At 34.7% G+C, this 23,607-nt stretch carries 21 protein-coding genes; all 21 read right to left on the bottom strand.

Annotation, left to right across the window (positions count from 1 at the left end; all coding sequences use genetic code 11):
- Positions 1 to 2,169, bottom strand: a complete 2,169-nt coding sequence (locus tag GXZ93_07170) for a polyribonucleotide nucleotidyltransferase (protein HHT79554.1) — start codon at positions 2,167 to 2,169, stop codon at positions 1 to 3.
- A gap of 60 nt (positions 2,170 to 2,229) precedes the next feature.
- Positions 2,230 to 2,499 (bottom strand): 30S ribosomal protein S15, encoded by a 270-nt coding sequence (gene rpsO / locus GXZ93_07165; protein ID HHT79553.1) that lies wholly within the window; start codon positions 2,497 to 2,499, stop codon positions 2,230 to 2,232.
- Between the two features lie 196 nt (positions 2,500 to 2,695).
- A complete protein-coding gene (locus GXZ93_07160) occupies positions 2,696 to 3,652 on the bottom strand; it encodes a bifunctional riboflavin kinase/FAD synthetase (protein HHT79552.1) in 957 nt (318 codons plus the stop codon).
- Between the two features lie 11 nt (positions 3,653 to 3,663).
- Positions 3,664 to 4,566 carry a tRNA pseudouridine(55) synthase TruB gene (truB, locus tag GXZ93_07155; protein HHT79551.1) on the bottom strand — a complete coding sequence of 301 codons (903 nt, stop codon included), beginning with the start codon at positions 4,564 to 4,566 and terminating at the stop codon, positions 3,664 to 3,666.
- 96 nt (positions 4,567 to 4,662) lie between these two features.
- On the bottom strand, positions 4,663 to 5,691 hold the full coding sequence (locus GXZ93_07150) for a bifunctional oligoribonuclease/PAP phosphatase NrnA (protein ID HHT79550.1): 1,029 nt from the start codon (positions 5,689 to 5,691) through the stop codon (positions 4,663 to 4,665).
- Complete coding sequence (rbfA, locus tag GXZ93_07145) at positions 5,657 to 6,013, bottom strand: 30S ribosome-binding factor RbfA (GenBank protein ID HHT79549.1); 357 nt, start codon at positions 6,011 to 6,013, stop codon at positions 5,657 to 5,659. The genes GXZ93_07150 and rbfA overlap by 35 nt, the downstream gene beginning before the upstream one ends.
- A gap of 53 nt (positions 6,014 to 6,066) precedes the next feature.
- Complete coding sequence (gene infB / locus GXZ93_07140; GenBank protein HHT79548.1) at positions 6,067 to 8,415, bottom strand: translation initiation factor IF-2; 2,349 nt, start codon at positions 8,413 to 8,415, stop codon at positions 6,067 to 6,069.
- Positions 8,416 to 8,432: 17 nt separating this feature from the next.
- Complete coding sequence (nusA, locus tag GXZ93_07135) at positions 8,433 to 9,449, bottom strand: transcription termination/antitermination protein NusA (protein ID HHT79547.1); 1,017 nt, start codon at positions 9,447 to 9,449, stop codon at positions 8,433 to 8,435.
- Positions 9,450 to 9,642: 193 nt separating this feature from the next.
- The gene (locus tag GXZ93_07130; GenBank protein HHT79546.1) at positions 9,643 to 11,802 is read right to left on the bottom strand and encodes an ATP-dependent RecD-like DNA helicase; all 2,160 of its coding nucleotides are present in this window, start codon (positions 11,800 to 11,802) and stop codon (positions 9,643 to 9,645) included.
- Positions 11,803 to 11,813: 11 nt separating this feature from the next.
- The gene (locus GXZ93_07125) at positions 11,814 to 13,511 is read right to left on the bottom strand and encodes a proline--tRNA ligase (protein ID HHT79545.1); all 1,698 of its coding nucleotides are present in this window, start codon (positions 13,509 to 13,511) and stop codon (positions 11,814 to 11,816) included.
- Positions 13,512 to 13,581: 70 nt separating this feature from the next.
- Positions 13,582 to 14,688, bottom strand: a complete 1,107-nt coding sequence (ispG, locus tag GXZ93_07120; protein ID HHT79544.1) for a flavodoxin-dependent (E)-4-hydroxy-3-methylbut-2-enyl-diphosphate synthase — start codon at positions 14,686 to 14,688, stop codon at positions 13,582 to 13,584.
- A 4-nt stretch (positions 14,689 to 14,692) separates the two neighbouring features.
- Positions 14,693 to 15,742 carry a PDZ domain-containing protein gene (locus GXZ93_07115; protein HHT79543.1) on the bottom strand — a complete coding sequence of 350 codons (1,050 nt, stop codon included), beginning with the start codon at positions 15,740 to 15,742 and terminating at the stop codon, positions 14,693 to 14,695.
- Between the two features lie 8 nt (positions 15,743 to 15,750).
- A complete protein-coding gene (locus tag GXZ93_07110) occupies positions 15,751 to 16,518 on the bottom strand; it encodes an isoprenyl transferase (protein ID HHT79542.1) in 768 nt (255 codons plus the stop codon).
- 10 nt (positions 16,519 to 16,528) lie between these two features.
- Positions 16,529 to 17,086 carry a ribosome recycling factor gene (frr, locus tag GXZ93_07105; GenBank protein HHT79541.1) on the bottom strand — a complete coding sequence of 186 codons (558 nt, stop codon included), beginning with the start codon at positions 17,084 to 17,086 and terminating at the stop codon, positions 16,529 to 16,531.
- A 3-nt stretch (positions 17,087 to 17,089) separates the two neighbouring features.
- Positions 17,090 to 17,809, bottom strand: coding sequence for a UMP kinase (locus tag GXZ93_07100; GenBank protein ID HHT79540.1), 720 nt, complete (start codon positions 17,807 to 17,809; stop codon positions 17,090 to 17,092).
- 59 nt (positions 17,810 to 17,868) lie between these two features.
- Positions 17,869 to 18,471: a translation elongation factor Ts gene (tsf, locus tag GXZ93_07095; GenBank protein HHT79539.1), complete on the bottom strand. Its 603-nt coding sequence runs from the start codon at positions 18,469 to 18,471 to the stop codon at positions 17,869 to 17,871.
- A gap of 64 nt (positions 18,472 to 18,535) precedes the next feature.
- Entirely contained in the window at positions 18,536 to 19,339 is an 804-nt protein-coding gene (gene rpsB / locus GXZ93_07090; GenBank protein ID HHT79538.1) for a 30S ribosomal protein S2, read from the bottom strand.
- A 165-nt stretch (positions 19,340 to 19,504) separates the two neighbouring features.
- Positions 19,505 to 20,392, bottom strand: a complete 888-nt coding sequence (locus tag GXZ93_07085) for a tyrosine-type recombinase/integrase (protein ID HHT79537.1) — start codon at positions 20,390 to 20,392, stop codon at positions 19,505 to 19,507.
- 42 nt (positions 20,393 to 20,434) lie between these two features.
- Positions 20,435 to 20,851 carry a hypothetical protein gene (locus tag GXZ93_07080; GenBank protein ID HHT79536.1) on the bottom strand — a complete coding sequence of 139 codons (417 nt, stop codon included), beginning with the start codon at positions 20,849 to 20,851 and terminating at the stop codon, positions 20,435 to 20,437.
- Between the two features lie 50 nt (positions 20,852 to 20,901).
- Positions 20,902 to 22,044 (bottom strand): DNA-protecting protein DprA, encoded by a 1,143-nt coding sequence (dprA, locus tag GXZ93_07075; GenBank protein HHT79535.1) that lies wholly within the window; start codon positions 22,042 to 22,044, stop codon positions 20,902 to 20,904.
- A 17-nt stretch (positions 22,045 to 22,061) separates the two neighbouring features.
- The coding region (locus tag GXZ93_07070; GenBank protein HHT79534.1) for a YifB family Mg chelatase-like AAA ATPase at positions 22,062 to 23,607 on the bottom strand (1,546 nt) is incomplete at its 5' end.

Here is a 23,607-nt window from a genome sequence, read left to right as displayed (position 1 = left end):
TCAGGCACGTTCGAGGGATATTTTCCTGTCTTTTTTATCAATAAAAGATATCTTTACCATCAGTTTGTCATTAAGTTTGAGAAAATCTTCTACTTTTTCAACTCTCTTATCTGAGATTTTTGAAATATGAAGCAAGCCGTCAATGCCCGGAATAAGATTTACGAATGCACCGAATTTGGTAATGCCTACTACTGTCCCAAAATATTCGTCACCGATATTTATATCATCAAATCCTTTTACGAGTGCTTCTATTTTCTTTCTTGCCAGCAGAACATTATTCTCATTTGCTGATGTTATCTGAACAATGCCTTCATTGTCTTCGTCATACAGTTCAATCTCTTCAAGATCGAATTCTTCCTTAATAGCCTTGATATTTTTACCGCCCGGGCCTATTATTTCACCTATTTTTTCTTTGGGAATCCTGAAAGTTGTTATCTTTGGTGCACATGATGACAGATTATCTCTGTAATGTGGTATTGTTTCAAGCATTTTTTCAAGAATGAACATTCTTCCTTTTTTAGCCTGGATAATAGCATCCTTTATAATATCAACAGATATGCCTTTTATTTTTATATCCATCTGAAGCGCCGTTATTCCCTTTTCGGTTCCAGCAACCTTAAAATCCATATCACCGTAAAAGTCTTCTATCCCCTGTATGTCTGAAAGGACAACATATCTGTCGCTTTCTTCGTCTTTTATAAGACCCATGGCTATTCCTGAAACAGGATTGATTATCGGAACACCGGCATCCATCAATGCAAGAGTTGAACCGCATACGCTTGCCATTGAGGTTGAGCCATTTGAAGAAAGTATCTCAGAAACAAGCCTAAGGGAATAAGGAAAACTATCTTTGTCGGGTATCATGGGCTTGATTGCTCTTTCCGCCAAGGCACCATGTCCTATTTCCCTTCTTTTAGGCCCTCTTGACGCGCCTGTTTCACCGACTGAAAAAGCAGGGAAATTATAGTGGTGCATAAACCTTTTGAATTCCTCATTATCAATACTGTCAATGCGCTGTGATTCCTTCATTGAACCCAGAGCAAGTATTGTCAGAGCCTGGGATTTTCCTCTGGTAAACAGACCGGTTCCATGAGTGGTTTCCGGGAATAATCCTACTTCGCAGGTGATCGGACGGATTTCATCAGGTTTTCTTCCGTCAGGACGAATATTTTTGTCAAGAATGGTTTTTCTTACAAGCTCTCTTTCAAGTTCTTTCAGACTATATTCAATAGTGGGCATGCTGTCAGGAAATTCCTCTTCAATAGCACTTATAATATCCCGGGATATTTTTTTCAGTTCATCCTGGAAATAACCTTTTTTGGAATTTTCCATTATCTTTTCGATCTGGCCGGACTCAGAGTATTTTACTATCTCTTCAAGTTTTTCTGATATTGGCCCACCGGCAAGCTCATTTAATCTGTTTTTTGCTATTTCATCAATTTCAAAAAGAACAGCCTGTTTTTTCTCCAGACCTGCTTCTTTTTGGAAATCTTTCTGGACTTTTATTAATTTTTTGATTTCTTCATGTGCAATTCCTATTGCATCGGTTATTGTCTGTTCATCTGCTTCATTGCATCCTGCTTCAACCATTAAAATAGCGTTTTCAGTGCCTGCAACAACTATGTCTATATTTGATTCTTCTATCTGATCATAGCTGGGATTGATTATAAATTCATCATTTATCTTTCCAACTCTTACAGCGCCTATAGGTTCTTCAAACGGGATATCTGAAATTGTCAGCGCCATTGATGCACCGTTGATTACCAGCACATCAAAAGGATTTATCTGGTCGACAGACAATACTGTTGCGACTATCTGCACTTCATTTCTAAGGTTTTTATCAAAAAGAGGTCTCAGGGGTCTGTCGGTAAGTCTTGAAAGCAGTATTGCTTTGTCGCTTGCCTTGCCTTCTCTTTTAAAAAAGCCACCGGGTATTTTACCGGCCGCATACATTCTTTCCTCAACATCTACAACCAGTGGGAAAAAGTCACTGTTTTTATCTGCATTCTCGGACATTACTGCGGTTACAAGAACTCCGCTGCTTCCGCATTTTACAAGAACGGAAGCATTCGCCTGTCTTGCCAGCTTACCTGTTGAAAAAGAAACTATCTTTCCACCGATTTCAATGCTTATACTGTCTTCACCGACATGATCATTTTTTTCGTTCATTACTTATTAATCATTCTCCAAGCAAAATTATTTTATTCATTATTTTCAGTCTTATAAAAGTTATTTTCTAAGACCAAGCTCTTTTATCAGACTCTTATACTTAGAAAGATCATTATTCTTTAAATATTCAATGAGTCTTTTTCTTCTTCCGACCATTGTAACAAGTCCTCTTCTTGAAGAATGATCAGTCTTGTTTAGTTTAAGATGTTCATTTAATCTATTTATCCTTGTAGTTAAAATAGCAATCTGAACTTCTGCCGAACCGGTATCGCTTTCATGTATTTTAAACTTTCCGATAATGTTCTGTTTTAATTCTTTGGTAATAGACAATTTCTAAGTTCACCCCTTTTATTAATTATTCTGCAAATAAAATCATTCTGGTTTTTAAGCTTTTATAAAAAATGATTGCACAAGCTTATATTATTATTAAATTTTAATTGATTAGTCAAATAATTTTTTCTAAAAAATAATGATATCACTATATTATTTTAATATTAAGATTAAAAGTTATTTTTTACGCATCCTTTCAGATAACATTATAGTTTTTAGCTTTAAAAAATTCTATTCCTTCTTCTATATCAGAGTTTATCTGTTTTATTAATTCATTTTTATTTGCGAATTTTAATTCCTGTCTGTGAAATCTTATTAGCTCGACATTTATCAATCTGCCATAAATTTCTTCCCCAAATCCTATGATATGGGCTTCAAGCAATAATTCTCTTAAACCAAAAGTAGGATTATTTCCAATATTTACAATGCAGGATAATGCTTTTCTGTATCCTCTGATCTTTATTCTCGCAAAATAAACTCCTTTTTTTGGAATCATATAATTTTCGTCAAGCTCAATATTTGCCGTAGGAAAACCTATCCTGCTTCCCCTATTAAAACCTCTCACTACTTTGCCCGATATTGAAGGATATCTGCCCATGAAAAGCTTTATATTATCTATATCTCCTTTTTCAAAAAATTTTCTTATTTCTGTACTTGAAACAGTTTTGCCATTAATTTCAAGCAGATTAATAATATTTATCTTTACTTCTGAATCTTCAAAAAAATCAGTCAGGAAACCGGTATCTCCGGAAGCATTTTTCCCAAATCTAAAATTACCGCCTACAAAAACTTCCGCCGCATTCAGCCTGCGGATAATGATCTCTTCACAGAACTGCTCGGGAGAAAGATTCCCAAAATACTGATCAAAATCTACCGAAACTATCCTGTCAATCCGCAGCCTGCTTATTATCTTAATTTTTTCTTCAAAAGAAATAATAAGCTTTTTTTCCTTTCTGCCGGTTATAATATTCTGTGGCGGTTTGTCAAATGTCAGGGCCAGGCTTTTTTTACCGGAATACAGAGATCTTGAAACACATTTTTTTATAATATCTTCATGACCTTTGTGAACACCGTCAAAAAAACCGATGACCACCATATTTTTATCTTTAAAATAATTATGTTTTATTTCCTTAAGATTTATTATTCTTACCATATCCGAACACTTTAATTCATTGAAAGAGATTTTGAAAGTTTTTTGTTTTCCAAAGAAATTTCCTTTGGATTAAACCCTGCAATTAATCTGTGAATATAGGATTTTCCGGATTTTTTCAGTTTGATAACTACAATCTGGCCAGGTTCAAATTCATCTCCGGCGTTTAGCCCCGGCTCCAGCATTTTTTCATAAAGAGGACTGTTCATTTCAAGATCTTTCAGGAATTTTTCCTTTACATAAATTTTTTTATAATTTCTGGCAAGGTCCTTCACTGAAATGAATGCGCCGGTACCTGATATCTTTTTCGGGTCTGTTTTTTTATTATTATATTCATTTAGAATTTTTATGGCCTCTTCTGCCTTAAGAGCATCTTTAACTGAAAAACTTCCAATTCTGACTCTTTCCAGCTCCGCCATAGCTGCTCCGCACCCCAGCCTGTCGCCAATGTCGTTTGCAATAGCTCTTATATATGTCCCTGAACTGACTTCAAGTCTTATATACAAATCCGGCGGGCGATATCTGATAATATTTATTTTGTTGATTCTTACATTATTTTTTATTTCATCGGTTTTCAAATTTTTCCGCGCATATTCGTATAAATGTTTTCCTTTAAATTTTTTTGCACTGAAAGCCGGTACCGTCTGCCTGTAGTCTCCCCGGAAATCTTTTACCAAATCTGACAGGTATTTTTTTTCAAAAGCCGGGACACTGCATGTCTTTATGATTTTTCCATCCATATCATAAGAATCTGTCGTAATGCCCAGCTTTATCATTGTAATATATTCTTTATCAAGCGATAAAAAATCTGAAGATAGTTTTGCTGCTTTGTTTAGCAATACTATAAGCAAGCCTTTGGCAATAGGATCAAGAGTGCCGGCATGTCCTATTTTGTTAAAAAAAAACTTTTTTTTAATATTCTAAGCATGTCAAATGAGGTCATGCCGGGATTTTTATTTATCAGAACCACTCCGTTAAAATCAATTATTTTTTTTGAAATCATTTTTATTTTCCTAATGGTTATTACTGATTGCCTTATCAAGTTCTGCCACAGATTTCTTCAAATCACCTTCAACAACATATGCAGAAGCCATTTTATGGCCTCCCCCTCCAAAAATTTCTGCAACTGATGCAACATTTACAGATTCGTCTGACGATCTCAGGGAAACCTTGTAAATGTTCTTTTTGACTTCCTTGAAAAGCGCTGCAACTTTTATATCTTTTGCTGTTCTTAATATTTCAATTATCCCGTCATTGGCAGAGAAAGGCAGGTTCAGCCTGTTAAAATCTTTCATTTTTATATAAGAATAAATAAGATTATTGCTTTTAAGGATTCTTGATCTTTTAAATACTATTGCAAGCAGCCTGAATCTGCCGGCAGGTTCGTTTTCATATATGCAGCTGTATATCCTGGACGGATTTATCTCATATTCAAGAAGATCGCTTATTATTTTATGAACTTCCTTTGTTGTATTGGAATACTGGAATTTGCCGGTATCTGTAAGAATGCCGGTATATAAAGCTTCAGCAATGTCCCTGTCTATTTTTTCATTAAAATACTTTTTAAATAAAAGATAGACTATTTCACAGGTAGCGGATTTATCCGGAAAGACAATATTAATATCTCCGAAATAAGTATTGCTCATATGATGATCAATGTTAATTATTTTTTCCGACTTAATAGCTACAGCCTCATAATCAATTTTGATTCTTGCACTGTCTGCACAGTCAAGAAAGACGGAAATATATTTTTTATTATCATTTATATCTTCAATTGATCTGATGATAACTTCGCTATTTGAAAGAAATTTATACTGATATGGCATTTCACTGCTACAGACCGCATAAACATTCTTGTTCAGGTTTTTCAACATTTTGTAAAAGGAAAGAATTGAACCAAGGCCGTCTCCATCAGGATAGCAATGTGTAAAAAGAAGAAAATCTGTATTTTTTTCTATTGCATCAAGAATGTCTGAATCATTATTGTTGAAAGCATCCATATTCATATCAGATATTTTCTTCCTTTTTTTTAAGTTGCTCAATTATCCGGCTGATTCTTAAACCGTTTTCTATTGATTTATCATATATGAATTTTATCTCGGGCATTGTTTTTATTCTTATTCTTTCCTGAATATTCTTTTTAATAAAGCCTTTGGAAGTATTTAATCCGCTCAGACACAATTTTAAATCCCTTTTTTCATCAAGCAATGTAAAGTAAACATCCATATAATGAAAATCAGGAGAAAGTTTTACACCCGTAATGGTTACGAAACCTACCCTCGGATCTTTAACCTTGGAGTTTATAATAGAGCTTATCTCTCTTTGAAAGTCAATTTCTGTTTTTTTTAATTTATCCATAGCCAAAAAAACAAATATTGCTGATTATCTTTTAAATCGTTCTTAATTGTTGCCGAGGATTAGGCTGAGACGTTCTTTATCTCTCTTATCTCAAAGATTTCAAGTATATCGCCTTTATTTATATCGTGAAAATTCTCGATCTTTATCCCGCATTCATAGCCTGCGCTTACCTTTTTAACATCTTCCTTGAATCTACGGATTGAAGCTATTTTGCCTTCATGTACGATCTTTCCATCTCTTACTACCCTTACCTGGTTATTACGCTCTGCTTCTCCTTCAAGCACATAGCATCCTGCAATTGAGCCAATCTTGGGCATTTTAAACAATTCCCTTACTTCTATCCTGCCCTTTTCATATTCCTCTGTTTCAGGTTCGAGCATGCCTCTGAAAGCAAGGATTAATTCGTCAATAAGCTTATATATTATGTTGTATGTCCTTATATCCACATTTTCTTTTTTTGCTATTTCCTTTGCTTTTGCAGTAGGTACAACTCCGAACCCTATTACAATTGCATCGGAAGCAGCAGCAAGTATTATATCGCTGTCAGCAATTGCCCCGACACCTTTATGAAGGATATTTATTTTTATTTTTTCGTCTTCAATTTTTTTCAATGACTGCTCGACAGCATCAATGGATCCGTTTACATCTGCCTTGAGTATTATTTCAAGTTTTTTTATGTCCGCGGATTTTGCAATTTCTGAAAATTCTTCAAGGCTGATATGTCTTCTGTTTTCAGAAATTTTACTTAAATTCTCTGCATAAGCTTTTTTTGAAAGAATATTTTTTGCAACTTTTTCGTTCTTGACTACAAAAAACTGATCTCCGGCTTCCGGTGTGCTCGAAAATCCCAGAATTTCAACAGGCTGGGAAAGTAAAGCTTTGCTTAATTTATTTCCTTTATCATCCTGAAGAGCTCTGACTCTGCCACAAGAATTGCCTGCTATAAAAAAATCGCCGATGTCTATTGAACCTCTTTTAATAATAATCGAACCTACCGGACCCAGTCCCTTGTCAAGTCTGGATTCTATAATTATTCCAAAGCCTTCAGCATCCGGATTACCTTTTATTTCATTCACATCTGCTACAAGGAGAATCATATCCAGCAGCTCATTTATATTTATTTTGCTTTTGGCTGATATTTCAACACAGATAGTATCTCCGCCCCATTCTTCAGGAACCAGATTGTGTTCTGTAAGATTTTTCTTTATTTTTGCAGGATCGGCATCCGGAAGATCGATTTTGTTTATGGCAATAATAATTGGAACATTCGCTGCTTTGGCATGATTTATGGCCTCAACAGTCTGGGGCATTATTCCATCATTTGCTGCCACTACTATGACAGCAATATCTGTTACCTTTGTTCCTCTTGCGCGCATGGAAGTAAAAGCTTCGTGACCCGGAGTATCTATAAAAGTAATTTTTCTTTCCTTGTACTCTATCTGATAAGCACCTATGTGCTGGGTTATTCCGCCAGCTTCATTTTCGGCAACATCGGATTTCCTTATTGAATCAAGAAGAGTGGTTTTTCCATGGTCAACATGTCCCATTACTGTAACTATCGGAGGTCTTGGGACAAGATCGTCAGGAGAATCTTTAAACAGCTCTTCCAGGTTTTCTTCAAAACCTATTATGCTGAATTTGAAATTATATTCTTCTGAAAGAATATCAATCATGTCATTGCTTAAAGACTGATTTATATTAACAACTTCTCCAAGCGAAAAAAGAGTTTTGATTATCTCATTTGATGGTACGCTTATTTTTTCAGAAAGCTGTTTTAATGATATGCCTGCAGGGATTTCAATGATTTTTTTAATCTCAGGTCTTTTTTTCGTGCCATCAGTTTCTTTTTCAGTCTTTTTTTCAGCAGACAGACCTTTCTGCTTTGCTGTAGTTTTGCTGATTTTTTCTTTAGAGCTTTTTGGTTTTACTCTGAATCTTGTAATCTGATCTTCTTTATCCAACTCTTTAAGCAGCACATTTCTGATATTTATCTTTTTCTCTTCTTCCCATTTGGATACCGGTTTTGTTTTTGACTCAAAATCATCTTCAGGCAAATCTTTGCTATCTTCCTTCTGCTTTACAGTCTGAACTTTTTTCGCAGATGCTTTACTCTTTTCCCTTTTTGGCTGTTCTGTTTTTTCTTCAGTCGCTTTGGAGCTTTTTTTCAAGTCTTTTACAGCCGGTTTTTTCTTGTCAGTCAAACTTTCTGTCTTTTTAACATCCTGATCCGGTTTGCCGGCTTTAATGCTTTTTTCTTCCAAAGCTTTTTTTACTTTGATTATCTGCTCATCGCTTATAGCAGAAGAATGACTTTTGACCTCTATGCCGATTGAACAGCATAATTCAATAAGCTCTCTGGATGAAATATTATTTTCTTTTGCTATTTCGTATATTCTGACTGAAACCATTTATTAAATTCACCTGCTTATGTTGCTTTTTTTCTTTCTTCCCGTGCTTCGTTCAGCTCTTCTTCATACTGCATCTCGCTTTTTATATCAATTTTCCAGTTAGTCAGTTTTGCCGCCAGTCTTGCATTCTGGCCGTCTTTTCCGATTGCAAGAGAAAGCTGATCATTGGGCACAACAACCAAAGCAAATTTTTTTTCTTCATCTGTAAGCACTTTTAAAACTCTTGCGGGACTGAGAGAATTTTTTATAAATAAAACTATGTCATCGCTGTATTGTACTATATCTATTTTTTCACCTGCAAGCTCATCCACAACCATTCTTACTCTTGAGCCTTTGGGACCGACACAGGCACCTACAGCATCTACGTTTTCTTCATTAGAGCTGACTGCTATCTTGGTTCTGAATCCTGCTTCTCTCGCCACACTTTTTATCTCTACTATGCTTTCATATATTTCAGGAACTTCCAGCTCAAACAGTCTTCTTATCAGACCGGTGTGTGTCCTTGATACAATTACCTGAGGGCCTTTTGTGCCTTTTTTTACTTCAGAAATATAACATTTTATTCTCTCGCCGTGTTTATACCTTTCTCCGGGAACCTGTTCGCTTAAAGGAAGAAGAGCCTCTACCTTGCCGAGATCAACCAGAGTATATCTGGAGTCATTTTGCTGTATTATACCAATAACCATATCTCCGGCTCTGTCGCAGAATTCATTGTACATGACTTCCCTTTCAGCTTCCTTGATCTTCTGCGTTATTACCTGTTTTGCAGTCTGGGCAGCAATTCTTCCAAAATTCTCCGGAGTCACATCTGCCTCATGAGTCCCGACTTTTTCCGCTTCTTCATCATCAAGTATTTTAAAAACCTTTATCCCGCCGGTTTTGACATCTATATCAACTTTTGCCTCATAAGTTATTTTATAATTTTTCTTATATGCAGAAACAAGAGCAATCTGAAGGGCTTCAATAATAGTATCTATCTTTATGCCCTTCTCTTTTTCAAGTTCCTTTAAAGCAATTACCAGTTCTTTATTCAATCTCTATCACCTGCAAGAATAATCATTAAATAATAAAAATAGTGGGTTTTGCCCACTAACATAAGATAATATATAACTAAAAAAACCTTGAATGATTATAGCATGAAAAAAAAATAATTCAATACAGGCATAGTTAAGACTTTCATAATAAAGACCTGCCTGCGGTTAAATTATTTCCGGGAAAAGATGGATTTTATAAAAGATTTTTTAAATTCGTAAACCTGTTCTCAACATAATTCTTGCTAACAGCCATGCCTATGGCTTTTTTACTGCCTACAATTACCGCCAGTTCTTTTGCTCTGGTCAAAGCGGTATAAATAAGATTTCTCTGCAGCAACATGTAATGTGAAGTCAGAACAGGTATTATCACGCATTTAAATTCAGAACCCTGTGATTTATGAATTGAAATAGCATATGAAAGAGAGAGCTGATCTGCATCATAAAAATCATAAACTACTTTCTTTTCTTCGAAATCCACCTTGAATTTCTGATTTGTAAAATCAATTTCTTTTATAAACCCTATATCTCCGTTGAAAACATCTTTTTCATAGTCATTTTTAAGCTGTATTATTTTGTCATTCAGCCTGAATTCATTTTTTCCTCTTATTATTTTTTCCTGTCTTTTATTGAAAATGTTCTGTATCCGGCAGTTAAGATTGTCCACACCTGCTATTCCTTTATAAACAGGTACAAGCACCTGCACATCTTTTACAGGATCAAAACCGAACTTGTCGGGAATATTACGATACAATAATTTTATTATTGCGTTTACAGCATCCTCCTGATCATTTTTTTCAACAAAATAAAAATCGGATTTTTCCGGCATGTCCGCCTGATAAAGTTTTGGATAGATTCCGTCTCTAATCATGTGGGCATTTCTGATTATCATGCTTTTACCGAATTGTCTGTATATCTTTGTCAGTCTGATAACCGGAAACTTTCCCGAATTAATAATATCGCTTAAAACATTTCCCGGACCGACTGAGGGCAACTGATCATAATCACCAACAAATATTACTCTTGTTTTTTCATCCAGGGCATCTGCCAATACCCTTGCAATCTTGATATCAATCATGGATGATTCATCAATTACAAGTAAATCGCATTTCAGCTTGTTGTATCTGTTTTTATTAAACGAATTTGTCTTTGGGTTATATTCAAGCAGTCTGTGAAGTGTCTTTGCATCTTTGCCTGTAGTTTCAGATAATCTTTTTGACGCTCTTCCCGTGGGTGCTGAAAGAAAAACAGACATATTTTCAAATTCAAAAATATTCAATATAAAATTCACTATTGTGCTTTTACCGGTTCCGGGGCTTCCGGTAATTACCATTATTTTTTCATATAAAGCACTTTTGATGGCATCTTTCTGATCATCATCAAGAATAACCTTTACTTTTGATGAAAGCTCCTGTATTTTTCTATCCCAGTCATAGTCCTCGAAAACATTATTTATTTTATAATGTTTTATTTTTTTCAATTTATCTGCAACAAACCGTTCATCTTCATAAGTATCAATAAGATATACTTTTTCTTTATCAATAACTACCTGGTGCTCCATACTCAGGATTTCAAGCGATTTTTCCACTTCAAGCATTTCCACTTCAAGGAATTCCAGAGCTTTTGCGATCAGTAAATCATACGGGAGAAAGCAGTGCCCGTCTTCCTCAAACTTTTTCAGTATATATTTAATTCCTGAACTTATTCTGAAAGGTGAGTTCTTTAAAATGCCTGAATTAAGCGCAATCCTGTCAGCTGTTCGAAACCCTATACCAAAAATATCTTCACAAAGCCTGTAAGGATTATTCTTCACTACTGAAACAGTATCATTACCATATTTTTTTAATATTTTTGCAGAATTTGAGGGAGTAATTTCAAGAGACTGCAGATAAATCATAGTATCTCTTGTCTGAGCCTGTTTTTTCCATTCTTTTTTAATATTTTTTATTCTTTTTTTTCCAAATCCTTCAATTTCGCCTAATTTTTCTATTTCATTATCAAGAATTGAAAGAGTTTTTTCCCCAAAATGCTGAACTATTTTTTTTGCCATTACAGGCCCTACGCCTGGAATAAGTCCTGAACCGATATATTTTTCAATACCTGCATTGGAAGAAGGAGGAATTACAGTAATTTTCTCAATTTTTATCTGTCTGCCATATTTTGGATTATTGACATATTCTCCGATAATCTGTACATTTTCACCTTTATTTATATCAAAAAAATTACCGAAAATTGTTTCTATTTCATCTGAATTGCTTATCCTGAGCCGGCAGATTTTATAATCATTATTTTCACTTTTAAAGACAATTCTTTCAATGGTTCCCTGTAAAGTAATTTTTTCATTAATTTCAAACATTTTTATTACAGTCAGTTTTTTTTGAGATAAGTCTGGATCTCCGCAGGCACAGTCTCCGTTTTGAAGGAAGTTGCCCGGCTTTCAATTTCAATTTTACCATTTTGGAGATATTTTCTTCCTACTATTATCTTAAAGGGAATTCCAAGAAGATCCGCATCTTTAAATTTAATACCGGCACTAATCTCCCTGTCATCAAACAATGTTTCTATTTTTTCGGAAATAAGATTATTATATATTTCCTCTCCTGCATTCTTCAGTTTTTCATCTGTCATATTTGTTACGATAACAACTGTCTTGAAAGGTGCAATACTCTCAGGCCATATTATTCCTTTATCGTCGTGACACTGCTCTATGGTTGCAGCCACAAGTCTGGTTACGCCTATTCCATAGCACCCCATAACAAAAGGCTGCAGATTTCCATTAATATCCAGAAATCTTGAATTTAATTTCTCGCTATACTTAGTGCCTAGTTTGAAAATATGACCTACTTCTATTCCCTTTTCAAAACTCAGCATGTTTTTACATTTGGGACAAAGATCTCCTTTTACCGGAAATGAAAAAGAACCCCGCTGGTCTGCTTGAAAATCTCTGTCTGTATCAACATTAACGATATGATAATTTTGCCTGTTCGCCCCTGCAACCATATTTTTTCTTGCAAGTACTGAATAATCAGCGATAATCTTCACTTTTTTATCCATATTCACAGGACCTACAAAACCGACAGGAAGATTTAGGGTATTATTTTCTTCATTGATAAACACCAGATTCTTTCCAAGCATTTTTTCGACTTTGTTTATATTCAGAAATCTGTCCCCTGATAAGACAACAGCATAAAAGTTACTATCCTCATCTTTCAGAAGAATTGTTTTTATAATTCCTGAATTTTTTATTTTCAAAAAATCCGCAAGTTCCTCTATTGTTTTTATATCCGGCGTATGCACCTCCTTTAATTCTTTTTCAGATTGTGCGCCTGCATCTTCAGAAGCATTTATTTCATATTCGGCATTATCAGCATTTGCCGCATAACCGCATTCATCACAATATACTATTGTCTCTTCTCCATTTTCAGCCAGAACCATAAATTCATGCGAAGAGCTGCCGCCGATCAATCCTGTGTCAGCCTCAACTATTTTGTATCTCAGCCCTATCCTCTCAATTATCCTGCAGTAAGCTTTGTACATGGAATTGTAATCCTCTTCAAGCTGTTCCTGGTCTGCCCCAAAACTATATGCGTCCTTCATGATGAATTCTCTTGCTCTTAGCAGTCCGTATCTTGGCCTTATCTCATCTCTGAACTTTACCTGTATCTGATATAAATTTATCGGGAGATCTTTATAAGAATTTAACTCAGCGCCTGCGATAGTCGTGAAAAGCTCTTCATGTGTAGGGCCGAGACAGAAATCTCTTTTGTTTCTGTCTGCTATCTTGAACATCTCAGGACCGTACTCATACCATCTGTTTGTTTTCTGCCATAATTCTCCGGGCTGAATCACAGGCATCAGCACTTCCAGGGCTCCTGTTCTGTCCATCTCTTCTCTTATTATGTTCTCAATTTTTTTCAATATTTTAAAACCAAAAGGAAGAAAAGAATAAATCCCTGATGCTGCTTTTCTTATAAGACCGGATCTGATAGAAAGCGAATGGCTTATTATTTCAGATTCACTTGGCTCTTCTTTTAATGTGGGTATAAAATTATTGGTAAATCTCAATTAACTCTCCTATCGCTTTTGTATGAATAAATTAAATTATAGTTTCTGAAACAATATGTTGGAAATATTATCAGTTTTTTTCAGATCTTGCCAAGACACTATGTTTATTTTCAACAAGTTGCTCCAGTTCCTGTGAAAACAACTCTATTACATCTTCTTCATTTACTCTTTTGATAATTTTACCTTTTACAAAAACAGCTGCTTTCTTTTCTCCAAATGCAATTCCTATATCAGCATCTTTGGCTTCCCCGGGACCATTAACAATACATCCCATTACAGCTACCGTTAACGGTTCTTTTATTCCGGATGTGATTTTTTCTATACTTTCAACATAATATTTAAGATTAACTTTCGTCCTTCCGCATGTTGGACAGGATATTAGATTTATTCCATAACTTCTCAGACCAAGACTTGATAATATTGCATATCCTGCTTTTACTTCCTTTATCGGATCGGAAGTCAGTGAGACTCTTATCGTATCGCCGATACCTTCGTTTAAGAGTATTCCCATGCCAACAGAGGATTTAATTGCACCTGTGAATTCATTGCCTGATTCAGTTATTCCCACATGAAGAGGATAATCAGTTTTTTCAGAAAGTGTTCTGTAAATATAGATGGAATCAGTTACGGATGACGCTTTTGCAGACACTTTGAAATTATAAAAATTGCAGTTTTCAAAAAATCTTATATATTCGAGAGTATTGTCAAGCAATGCTTCTCTTATATTAAAATTATTTTTTTTTAATGACCTCTTGTCCACAGAACCTGAGTTAACGCCTATTCTTATGCATGCATTTCTTTTTTTTGCTTCTTCAATTAGTATTCCGGTTTTTTCTATTCCTCCGATATTCCCGGGATTTATTCTTATGCAGTCCAGGCCTGCTTTCAGTGAATCCAGTGCAAGCCTGCTGTCAAACTGAATATCGCCAACGACAGGATTGTTGCTGAATAATCCTTCTTTTATGAATTTCCTGATGTTTTTTATGGATTCTGCATCTGTTACTGCGACCCTGATTATTTCACAGCCTGCTGAAATCAGATTATTTATTTCTTCCCTTAACAAAAACTGTTCGCAGGATTTGTTTTTAGTCATGGATTGAACAAGAACAGGATTATTGCCACCGATTACTTTTCCGCCTATCCTTATTTCTTTCGTTTTTTTTCTCTTTATTTCCATTTTTCTACATATTCATTATGTTTATAGGTTTTAATATATCAAATACTATCCCCACAAGAAACAAGGAAATAAAAATAACTATTCCTATTGAATTATAAATATTTACAGCTTTTCTGCTTAATGGCTTTCTTCTTATTGCTTCAATTGTAAGTACAACTATATGGCCGCCGTCAAGAGGAAGAAGGGGTATTATATTGCTGAATCCAAGCAAAAGTGAAACAAGAGCAATAATCATAATAAAATACTGTGAACCTATAGATGCAGATTGTTGAAAAATTGAAACAAGCCCTATCGGGGAAACTGGTCGTGCCTGCTCAAAACCAAGCTGACCTGTAAATAACATTCCCAGAAGTTTAAAATAGCTTATAAAAAAATCACCGATAAATTTAAAACTTTCTTTTATTGCCTTAAAAAATCCGGGAATCTGTTTTTCAACAGACGGACTTATCCCAAGATAGCCTTCTCCTTCTTTTTCCCCAAGCATGACTTTTATTTCAATAAGTTCATTATCTCTTATTATTTGCAAAGATACATTTTCGCCGGGATATTTTTTTATATTTTCTGAGAATTCTTCCCAATTCCTGATTTCAGTATCTTTTATTTTAATGACTTCATCATATACCTGAATTCCGGAAACATATGCAGGTGAACCTTCTTCAATAAAATCGACTTTATTTGTTGCAGAATATATACCCATGCTGAAAAAAATGAATATGAGCAGAAAGGCAAATAAGATATTAAAAAAAGCTCCGCCGACTATTATCGATATTTTTGACCAGTAGGGCTTTTTATAAAATACTTTGTCTTCCCTGCCTGCAGGTATCTCTTCCTCTCTGTTCATACCGCTTATTTTATTATATCCGCCTACAGGTATGGCTGACAGACCCCATAAAGTCCCGCTTTTTGATTTGAACTTTAATAATTTCGGCCCTATGCCGACAAAGAATTCTTCAACATGTACTTTGTTTATCTTTGCAAGAATAAAATGACCTAATTCATGTACAATTATTATCAGAGAAAATGCAAGGAGTGCATATATGTATTGCAATGCCATACCCATGATTAAATTTTGCCAAATCTCCTGTTTCTTTTTTGATATTCAAGAACAGCTTTTAAAAAGTCATTTTCCCTGAAATCAGGCCATAAAGTCTTTGTAAAATAAAATTCGGAGTAAGCAGTCTGCCATAAAAGAAAATTACTCAGTCTGTATTCTCCGCTGGTTCTTATTAAAAGATCAGGATCAGGCAGATTTTTTGTATATAAGAAATCAGGAAATGTTTTTTCATTTATTTCATCTGCTCCGATATGGCCGTTATTGACAGCCATGTATATTTTTTTCACACCATTTATTATTTCCTGCCTGGAACCGTAATTAAATGCAATATTCAGTATTACTCTTGTGTTGTTCTCTGTGATTTTTTCAGCTTCTTGGAATTTTTTAAGTACTTTTTCAGGAATATTCTCCCTGTCTCCAAGGAGAATTATTTTAACTCCATTGCTGTTAAGATCTTCAAGTTCGGAAGCAAGAGTATCATAAAATAGTTTCATGAGACTGCTAACTTCACTTTCGGGTCTGTTCCAGTTTTCACTGGAAAAAGCATATGCCGTGATATATCTGATTTCAAGATCGCCACAAAGCCTGACAATGCATTTCAATGATTTTACACCTTCTCTGTGGCCTGCAATACGAGGGAGCCCTTTTTTTGTAGCCCATCTTCCATTTCCATCCATTATTACTGCAACATGCAATGGAACAGGATTTTTTTTAATAATATCTAATGCAAGACTTTTTCCGGGATCATCAGCTCTTGAAAAAAAATTGAATTTTATAGGAAAACACCTACACTTCCATTATTTCATTTTCTTTTTGGGCAAGTATCTGATTTATCTTTTCAATGCTGTCATCAGTCAGTTTCTGTATGTCGTCTTCCAGTTTTTTCAGATCGTCTTCAGTAATTTCTGATTTCTTCTCCATTTTCTTAAATTCTTCTATTGCTTCTCTCCTGATATTCCTTATCGCTATTCTGGACTCTTCAGTAATTTTTTTTACGACTTTAACTAATTCTTTTCTTCTCTCTTCATTAAGAGGGGGAATTATAAGTCTGATTACTTTTCCATCGTTGGAAGGATTCAGCCCGAGATCCGATACAAGTATCTGTTTCTCTATATCCTTTAAAAATTTTGCCTCATACGGTGATATTACAATGGTTCTGGAATCAGGAGTGCTGATACCGGATATGTGTCTGATCGGAGTCTTTGTTCCATAATAATCAATCGTAACCCTGTCAAGAAGGCTTATAGAAGCTCTGCCGGTTCTGATAGAATTAAATTCATTAACGGTTTTATCAATTGTAATATTCATTTTCTTGGCAGCATCCTTTAAAAGAACATCACTCATTTTTTACCCCTTGCTAATCAAAGTACCTATTTTTTTTCCTGATAATGCTTTTTTTATATTCCCTGGTTTTGTTATGTCGAACACTACTATGGGAATTTCATTATCCATACATAATGTTGTAGCTGTGGAATCAAGAACTTTCAAGCCTTTTTTTATAACGTCAAGATATGTGAGATTGTCAAATCTGACAGCGTCACTAAACTTCATGGGATCCCTGTCGTAAACTCCGTCAACCTTTGTGGCTTTGAAAATAACTTCTGAATTAATTTCAAGAGCCCTCAAAGCTGCCGCAGTGTCTGTGCTGAAATAAGGATTTCCTGTTCCGCAGGCAAAAATAACAACACGTTTTTTTTCAAGATGTCTTACCGCTTTTCTCCTTATAAAAGGTTCCGCTACCTCCTGGATCGTAATTGCCGACTGTACTCTTGTTATCACACCTTTTTTTTCAAGAGCATCCTGAAGAGCAACAGCATTGATTATCGTAGCTATCATTCCGGCATAATCAGCTGCAACCCTTTCCATGCCAAGCTCACTTGCATTGATACCGCGCCAGAAATTTCCACCGCCTATTACGATAGCTATTTCTACTCCCCATTCACTTACTTCCTTTATCTCATCAGCTACCCTGTCCATTATCTTAAAATCAATACCGGTGCTGTTGTCATTCTTTAATGACTCTCCGCTGATTTTAAGCAACACCCTTTTATATATAATTGAATGCATATTAGAAAAAATGATACGATAATTAACTTTTACTATTTAATTCAATGAAAGGATATATTTTATATCTCTTCACCAAGAACAAATCTTACAAATCTTTTTATAACTATATTTTCACCTATTTTAAGTATTGCATCTTTAAGAAGATCTCCTATTGTCATATCATTATTTTTTACATACAGCTGGTCAATAAGACAGTTTTCTTCATAGAACTTTTTAAGTTTGCCCTCAACTATTTTTTCAACAACAGCTTCGGGTTTTCCTTCATTTAATGCCTGTTTTCTGCAAATATCCTTTTCGGCAGCGATTACTTCCTCGGGGACTTCTTCTTTTGCAACATATTTTGGTGCTGAAGCTGCTATATGAAGAGCAACATTATGCACAAATTCTTTAAATATCTCATTTCTTGCGACAAAATCAGTTTCGCAGTTTACTTCAAGCAAAACACCTATTTTTGAACCGAGGTGAACATAACTGTCAATAAGTCCCTGATTCGTAGCTCTTGCTGCTTTCTTGCTTGCTGCAGCCAGACCTTTTTCCCTAAGAATTAATTCTGCTTTTGCCATATCCCCGCAAGATGCTTCCAGAGCCTTTTTACATTCCATCATGCTTACGCCGGATTTATCCCTTAATTCTTTAACCTGTCCCGCTTTAATCTCTACCATTTTTCACACTCCTATTTTACAAGCCTATTATCATACAAATAATAAGCAGAAGTTTATAATAATATTAAGTCCATACTTCTTCATCTTCAGGTGTATCTTCTTCTATATCGTTTTCATCTGCAAGAGCTTTATCTGTTTCTTCCTGCTCTTTCTTTTCTTTTTCAATATCTGCTTTTATAGCTGCGGAATTTAAAGTGCCTTCTTTTACTGCTTCGCTTATTACCCCTGCAATAAGATTGCAGGCTCTTATTGCATCATCATTGCCAGGTATCAGATAATCAATATCATCAGGATCACAATTGGTGTCTGTTATCGCAATAATAGGTATTCCAAGTTTTTTTGCTTCTTTTACTGCTATTTCTTCTTTGTGGGGATCGATAATAAACATCGCATCGGGTATGCGTTTCAAATCCCGTATTCCACCGATATTATAGTTAAGCTTTTCATACTCGCTTTGCAAACCAAGAACTTCCTTCTTCGGCAATTTTTCAAAAACGCCTTCCTGCTCCATTATCTCAATCTCTTCTATCCTTTTTATTCTTTTGAGAATTGTTTCAAAATTTGTCAGAGTCCCTCCAAGCCATCTGTTCTTCACATATGGCATATTGCATTCTTTTGCATTTTTTTCAACAATGTCCTGGATTTGTTTTTTGGTTCCCACAAATAATATTATTCCACCGTTGGCAGTTATATTTTTGCAGAAATCAAATGCTTCCTTTAATAATACCATGGTCTGCTGAAGGTCAATGATATATATTCCGTTTTTTGCAGCAAATATATATCTCTTCATCTTGGGGTTCCATTTGCGGGTTTGATGGCCGAAATGCACGCCGGCTTCAAGAAGCTGCTTGATGGTAACTTCGTTCAATTTTCCTCCTAAATTTAATGGTTTTTCCTCCACCGCAGGTATTTAACACCATTTTTCATCTTGCGGTGTGTGTATTTTTTTCTGGAAGATTTTAACACAATATATTTTTTTGAGCAAATGAATTAACTTAATATTTTTAAGTCCGGACAAAATCTGTATTTTTATTCATTTTGATCTTGGATGGAATTTTATAAAATCTTCTTTCATTTTTCTTATATTAAGATGCGTATATATCTGGGTTGAACTCAGATTTGAATGTCCAAGGAGTTCCTGGACAGCTCTTATGCTTGCGCCTTCCTGCAGAAGATGAGTTGCAAAACTATGTCTCAGCCCATGGGGTGAAATATGCTTTTTTATATCAGAAGCATTCAGATATTTTCCAAGAAGTTTTCTTATATATCTTTGAGATAGTTTTTTACCCCTTGTATTCAGGAAAAGATATTCGCTGCTTTTATATGAACCGGTTTTCCTGTCATACAGAAAATAGTTTCTTATTTTCATATATTTAGCCAAAAAATTTTCCGCCTCACCCGTCAGAAACACGATTCTTTCTTTTCTGCCCTTTCCCAAGACTATTATTTCCGAATTTTTAAAATCTATATCTTTTATTTTTATATTTTCAAGTTCGCTTATTCTTAATCCTGTTGAATAAAAAATCTCAAAAATAAGCCTGTCCCTTATTCCCTTTTCATTATTACAAGGAATGCTTTCAAGCAGTTTTTCAAGTTCTTCCTTGGATAAAAATTCATAAAATCTCATTTCCCTTTTGGGTACTGATATCTTCTGGCTTAATTGTGTTTTTATAAGCTTATTATGCTCAAGAAATTTGAAATAATTGATATAAGTGGATAATTTTCTGATAATACTTCGGTTGCTGTAATTATATCTGTCAAGAAATTTTAAAAAATTCTTAAAAAATGTATAATCTATTTCTTCAGTATCAGCTATTTTTTCTTTTTTTAAAAAATATTCAAATATTGAAAGATCATTTTTATAAGCTTTTACTGTATTTGGAGAAAGGTTCTTTTCAAATATAATAAATTTTTCGAACATTTCCACACTTTTGTTTATCAGCATTATTTTATAGTTAAAAAATTAATAATAATCAGATTCCACATCTCTTAATTTACTGCGGATTGTGGCTCTTTTTTCATTTATTGCATTTTGCAGATCTTTGATCAGAATAGCCTTACTTTCATAATCTGATGAACCTTCTTCATTTAAAGCATGAACAATATTTTCAGTATCCTTTATCATTTCTATTACAATATCTCTTGCTTTATCTGACCGATAGTCAGTTTTTAATTTTTCTTTTGAAATACTCTCTTTCATCTCTTCAAAGTCGCACATTACAGTTCCGAACAGCTTTGAATTTCTCTTGGGACTTATTTTTCCGCCGGCAACCGCAATTTTTATGATTTTCCCAATTTTATTTTTCAGAATCTCATCATATCTGTACAATATCAGACCTATCGGATTTTTGGGTTTTTCAACCTTTTTTTTAAAAAACATTTATTCTCCAGTCACTATGATTTATCTTTTTTCATTATTATATTATTAATTTATTTATTCAATACATAATTATTAAAGCTTTTTTCAATTATATAATCATTCAACTGAAGAAAAGATATTATCTGAAGCAGTTTGTTTTTATCCATGTTTGTTATTTTTTGTATTTCTTCAAAACTTTTTTCATTATAATCAATGCAGTTCAGCACTTCAGCAATAATTTTCTTCTGGTCTGCCGATATTGATAAACCAAAAATTTCCGTTTTTTTGTTTCTGTTCACATATTCTTCTTTTTTTGTTTCCGATTTCGTGGTTTTAATCCCATAATCCTTTATGTAATTTTCAAGCTCAACCAGTATGTCATCAATGCCGTGAATAAGTTTTGCGCCATTTTGTATTAATTTGTGGCAGCCCAGGCTATTGTCAGAAAAGATGCTTCCCGGAACTGCAAAAACTTCTCTGTTTTCTCTTACAGCAGCTTTGGCTGTAATGACGGCTCCGCTCTTTTCGCCTGCCTCAATTATTATTACTCCAATGCTTATACCTGAGATTATTCTGTTTCTTGCAGGAAAATTTTGTTTTAATGGCTTTACTGACGGAAAAAACTCTGTTATCAGGCACCCGTTTTTAATCATATTCCTGAAAAGGTCTCTGTTTTCCGGAGGATAGGTGACATCTATTCCTGTTCCGAGAACACCGATGCTTTTCCCGTTTTCATTTAATACAGCTCCATGCGCAATCCTGTCTATACCCATTGCCATGCCGCTTACAATGGTAAAACCCAATTTTGAAAGTTCACGGCTTAAAAAACCTGCAGCATCCATTCCATACCTGCTGCATTTTCTTGTACCTACAACTGCTATGCATAATTTGCTTTTTAAAATCTCTGCTTTTCCTTTGCAGAAAAGCAGCGGTGGACTGAAAAAAATCTCTTTTAATAAATAAGGATATATTTCCTGTGCAATATTAATAATTTGAAATTCTTTTCTGTGAAATGATTCAATAAGGTGATTTATCATATTCCTCTTTAAATATCCGCCTTCCCCGACAGAATCTTTTTCACTTGCTTTCTGGCCGTTTTTGTTTTTCATCTTTATATCAAAGGAACCTGAATCCTTATAGAATTTTGATATGTCGGCAGGCTTTATATTTTCATTGATAATTAAATTTAAAATTTTTAAAGTATTTTTATCCATCTATTTAATTAAAAGTTTCAGATATTGGCAGATAAATAATTTTTCGACAGCATTATCTTGTATTGAAGAGCTTCGGTTATATGTTCTTCCTTTATTTCCTCTGAATTTTCCATGTCTGCTATTGTCCTGGACACTTTCACAAGACTGGATATCTGTCTGGCGCTTAAATTAAGTTTTCTTGCATACCCCGCTATCATTTTTTTTAAGAAATCTTTTCTTACCCATTCATTTAAAGCAGCCGAATTAGCCCCGGAATTAAAATCAAAATCAAAATAATTATTTCTGTTTTTCTGTATATCAAAAACATCCCGGACTCTTGATCTTATAGTTTCTGAATCCTCGGCATTCTTTTCATAATCATCTCCTATTTTTTCTCTTGGCATACTCACCTGAATATCAATCCTGTCTATCATCGGACCGGATATCTTTCTCCAGTATTTTTCAATTTCTCTTACTGAACAACGGCATCTTATTTCCTTGTCTTTAAAAAAGCCGCAATAACAGGGATTCATTGCAATCACAAGCATAAAGAAACAAGGTAACCTGAAGGAGTTTCCGTTCCTTGTAAGCACTATTTTTTTGTCCTCAACGGGCTGTCTTAATGATTCAATTATTTTCCGGCTGAACTCGGAAAATTCATCAAGAAAGAGAATGCCTCTGTCAGCAAGACTTATTTCTCCGGGTCTGATACAGGAGCCGCCTCCTATCATGCCTGCAAGCGATACTGAGTGATGCGGATTTCTGAAAGGTCTTTCTGTTATCAGGTTTTTAATGCTTTTCTTATAGATACTGTATATTTTTGTTACTTCTATGCTTTCATTGAAATCAAGTTCCGGCATTATCGATAAAGCTCTTTTGGCAAGCATAGACTTGCCTGAACCGGGCGGCCCCACAAGTAAAATATTATGAAAACCGCTGACTGCAATTTCCATTGCCCTTTTTGCCCTTAACTGGCCGCTTATTTCTTTAAAATCAGCCATTTCGCTGTCCGGTTTTCTGTCTGAATGCAGCTCTCTTTTTTTATCTTTGATAATAATCATTTCATTATAATATCTGACTGATTCTTTTTCTTTTTCCAAAAGAGAGACACACTGCAGCAGATTGTCGCAGGGAATTATTTTGATGCCTTTAATCATGGAAGCCTCATCAAAGTTAGATGAGGGTATGAAAAAATATTCTTTACCTGCCAGAAGAGCTCTCTCTGTCATTGAAAGGATTCCTTTTATCGGATTGAGTACTCCGTTAAGGGATAATTCACCGATAAAGCCCGATTTGCCCAGATAATCATGTCTGAGCTGGCCGCTTAAAGCCAGGATACATAAAGCAATAGGAAGATCATAGCATGGTCCTTCTTTTTTTATATCTGCAGGAGAAAGATTAATTATTATTTTCTTGTGAGGAAATTTAAAGCCGGAATTGATTATTGATGCTCTGACTCTTTCTTTTGCCTCATTGATACTTTTGTCCGGAAGACCGACTATGGAAAAAGTAGGCAGACCGTTCGAAATATTTATCTCTATATTTATTTTTACCGCATCAATACCCGACAAGGCAAAACTATCT

Source organism: Actinomycetota bacterium (assembly GCA_012837825.1).
In the GTDB taxonomy this organism is placed as follows: domain Bacteria; phylum Actinomycetota; class Humimicrobiia; order Humimicrobiales; family Humimicrobiaceae; genus Humimicrobium.
The sequence above is the reverse complement of the archived record's forward strand: the minus strand, read 5'-3'. Positions and strand labels throughout refer to the sequence as shown.

What these genes read in the sequence shown, in the direction of transcription:
- GXZ93_07130 (HHT79546.1), bottom strand. Translation starts at nt 11,802, where the DNA reads ATGTTTGAAATTAATGAAAAAATTACTTTACAGGGAACCATTGAAAGA.
- ispG (HHT79544.1), bottom strand. Translation starts at nt 14,688, where the DNA reads ATGGAAATAAAGAGAAAAAAAACGAAAGAAATAAGGATAGGCGGAAAA.
- dprA (HHT79535.1), bottom strand. Translation starts at nt 22,044, where the DNA reads ATGGATAAAAATACTTTAAAAATTTTAAATTTAATTATCAATGAAAAT.
- GXZ93_07080 (HHT79536.1), bottom strand. Translation starts at nt 20,851, where the DNA reads ATGTTTTTTAAAAAAAAGGTTGAAAAACCCAAAAATCCGATAGGTCTG.
- GXZ93_07160 (HHT79552.1), bottom strand. Translation starts at nt 3,652, where the DNA reads ATGGTAAGAATAATAAATCTTAAGGAAATAAAACATAATTATTTTAAA.
- tsf (HHT79539.1), bottom strand. Translation starts at nt 18,471, where the DNA reads ATGGTAGAGATTAAAGCGGGACAGGTTAAAGAATTAAGGGATAAATCC.
- infB (HHT79548.1), bottom strand. Translation starts at nt 8,415, where the DNA reads ATGGTTTCAGTCAGAATATACGAAATAGCAAAAGAAAATAATATTTCA.
- frr (HHT79541.1), bottom strand. Translation starts at nt 17,086, where the DNA reads ATGAGTGATGTTCTTTTAAAGGATGCTGCCAAGAAAATGAATATTACA.
- GXZ93_07085 (HHT79537.1), bottom strand. Translation starts at nt 20,392, where the DNA reads ATGTTCGAAAAATTTATTATATTTGAAAAGAACCTTTCTCCAAATACA.
- GXZ93_07170 (HHT79554.1), bottom strand. Translation starts at nt 2,169, where the DNA reads ATGAACGAAAAAAATGATCATGTCGGTGAAGACAGTATAAGCATTGAA.
- GXZ93_07115 (HHT79543.1), bottom strand. Translation starts at nt 15,742, where the DNA reads ATGGCATTGCAATACATATATGCACTCCTTGCATTTTCTCTGATAATA.
- GXZ93_07100 (HHT79540.1), bottom strand. Translation starts at nt 17,809, where the DNA reads ATGCATTCAATTATATATAAAAGGGTGTTGCTTAAAATCAGCGGAGAG.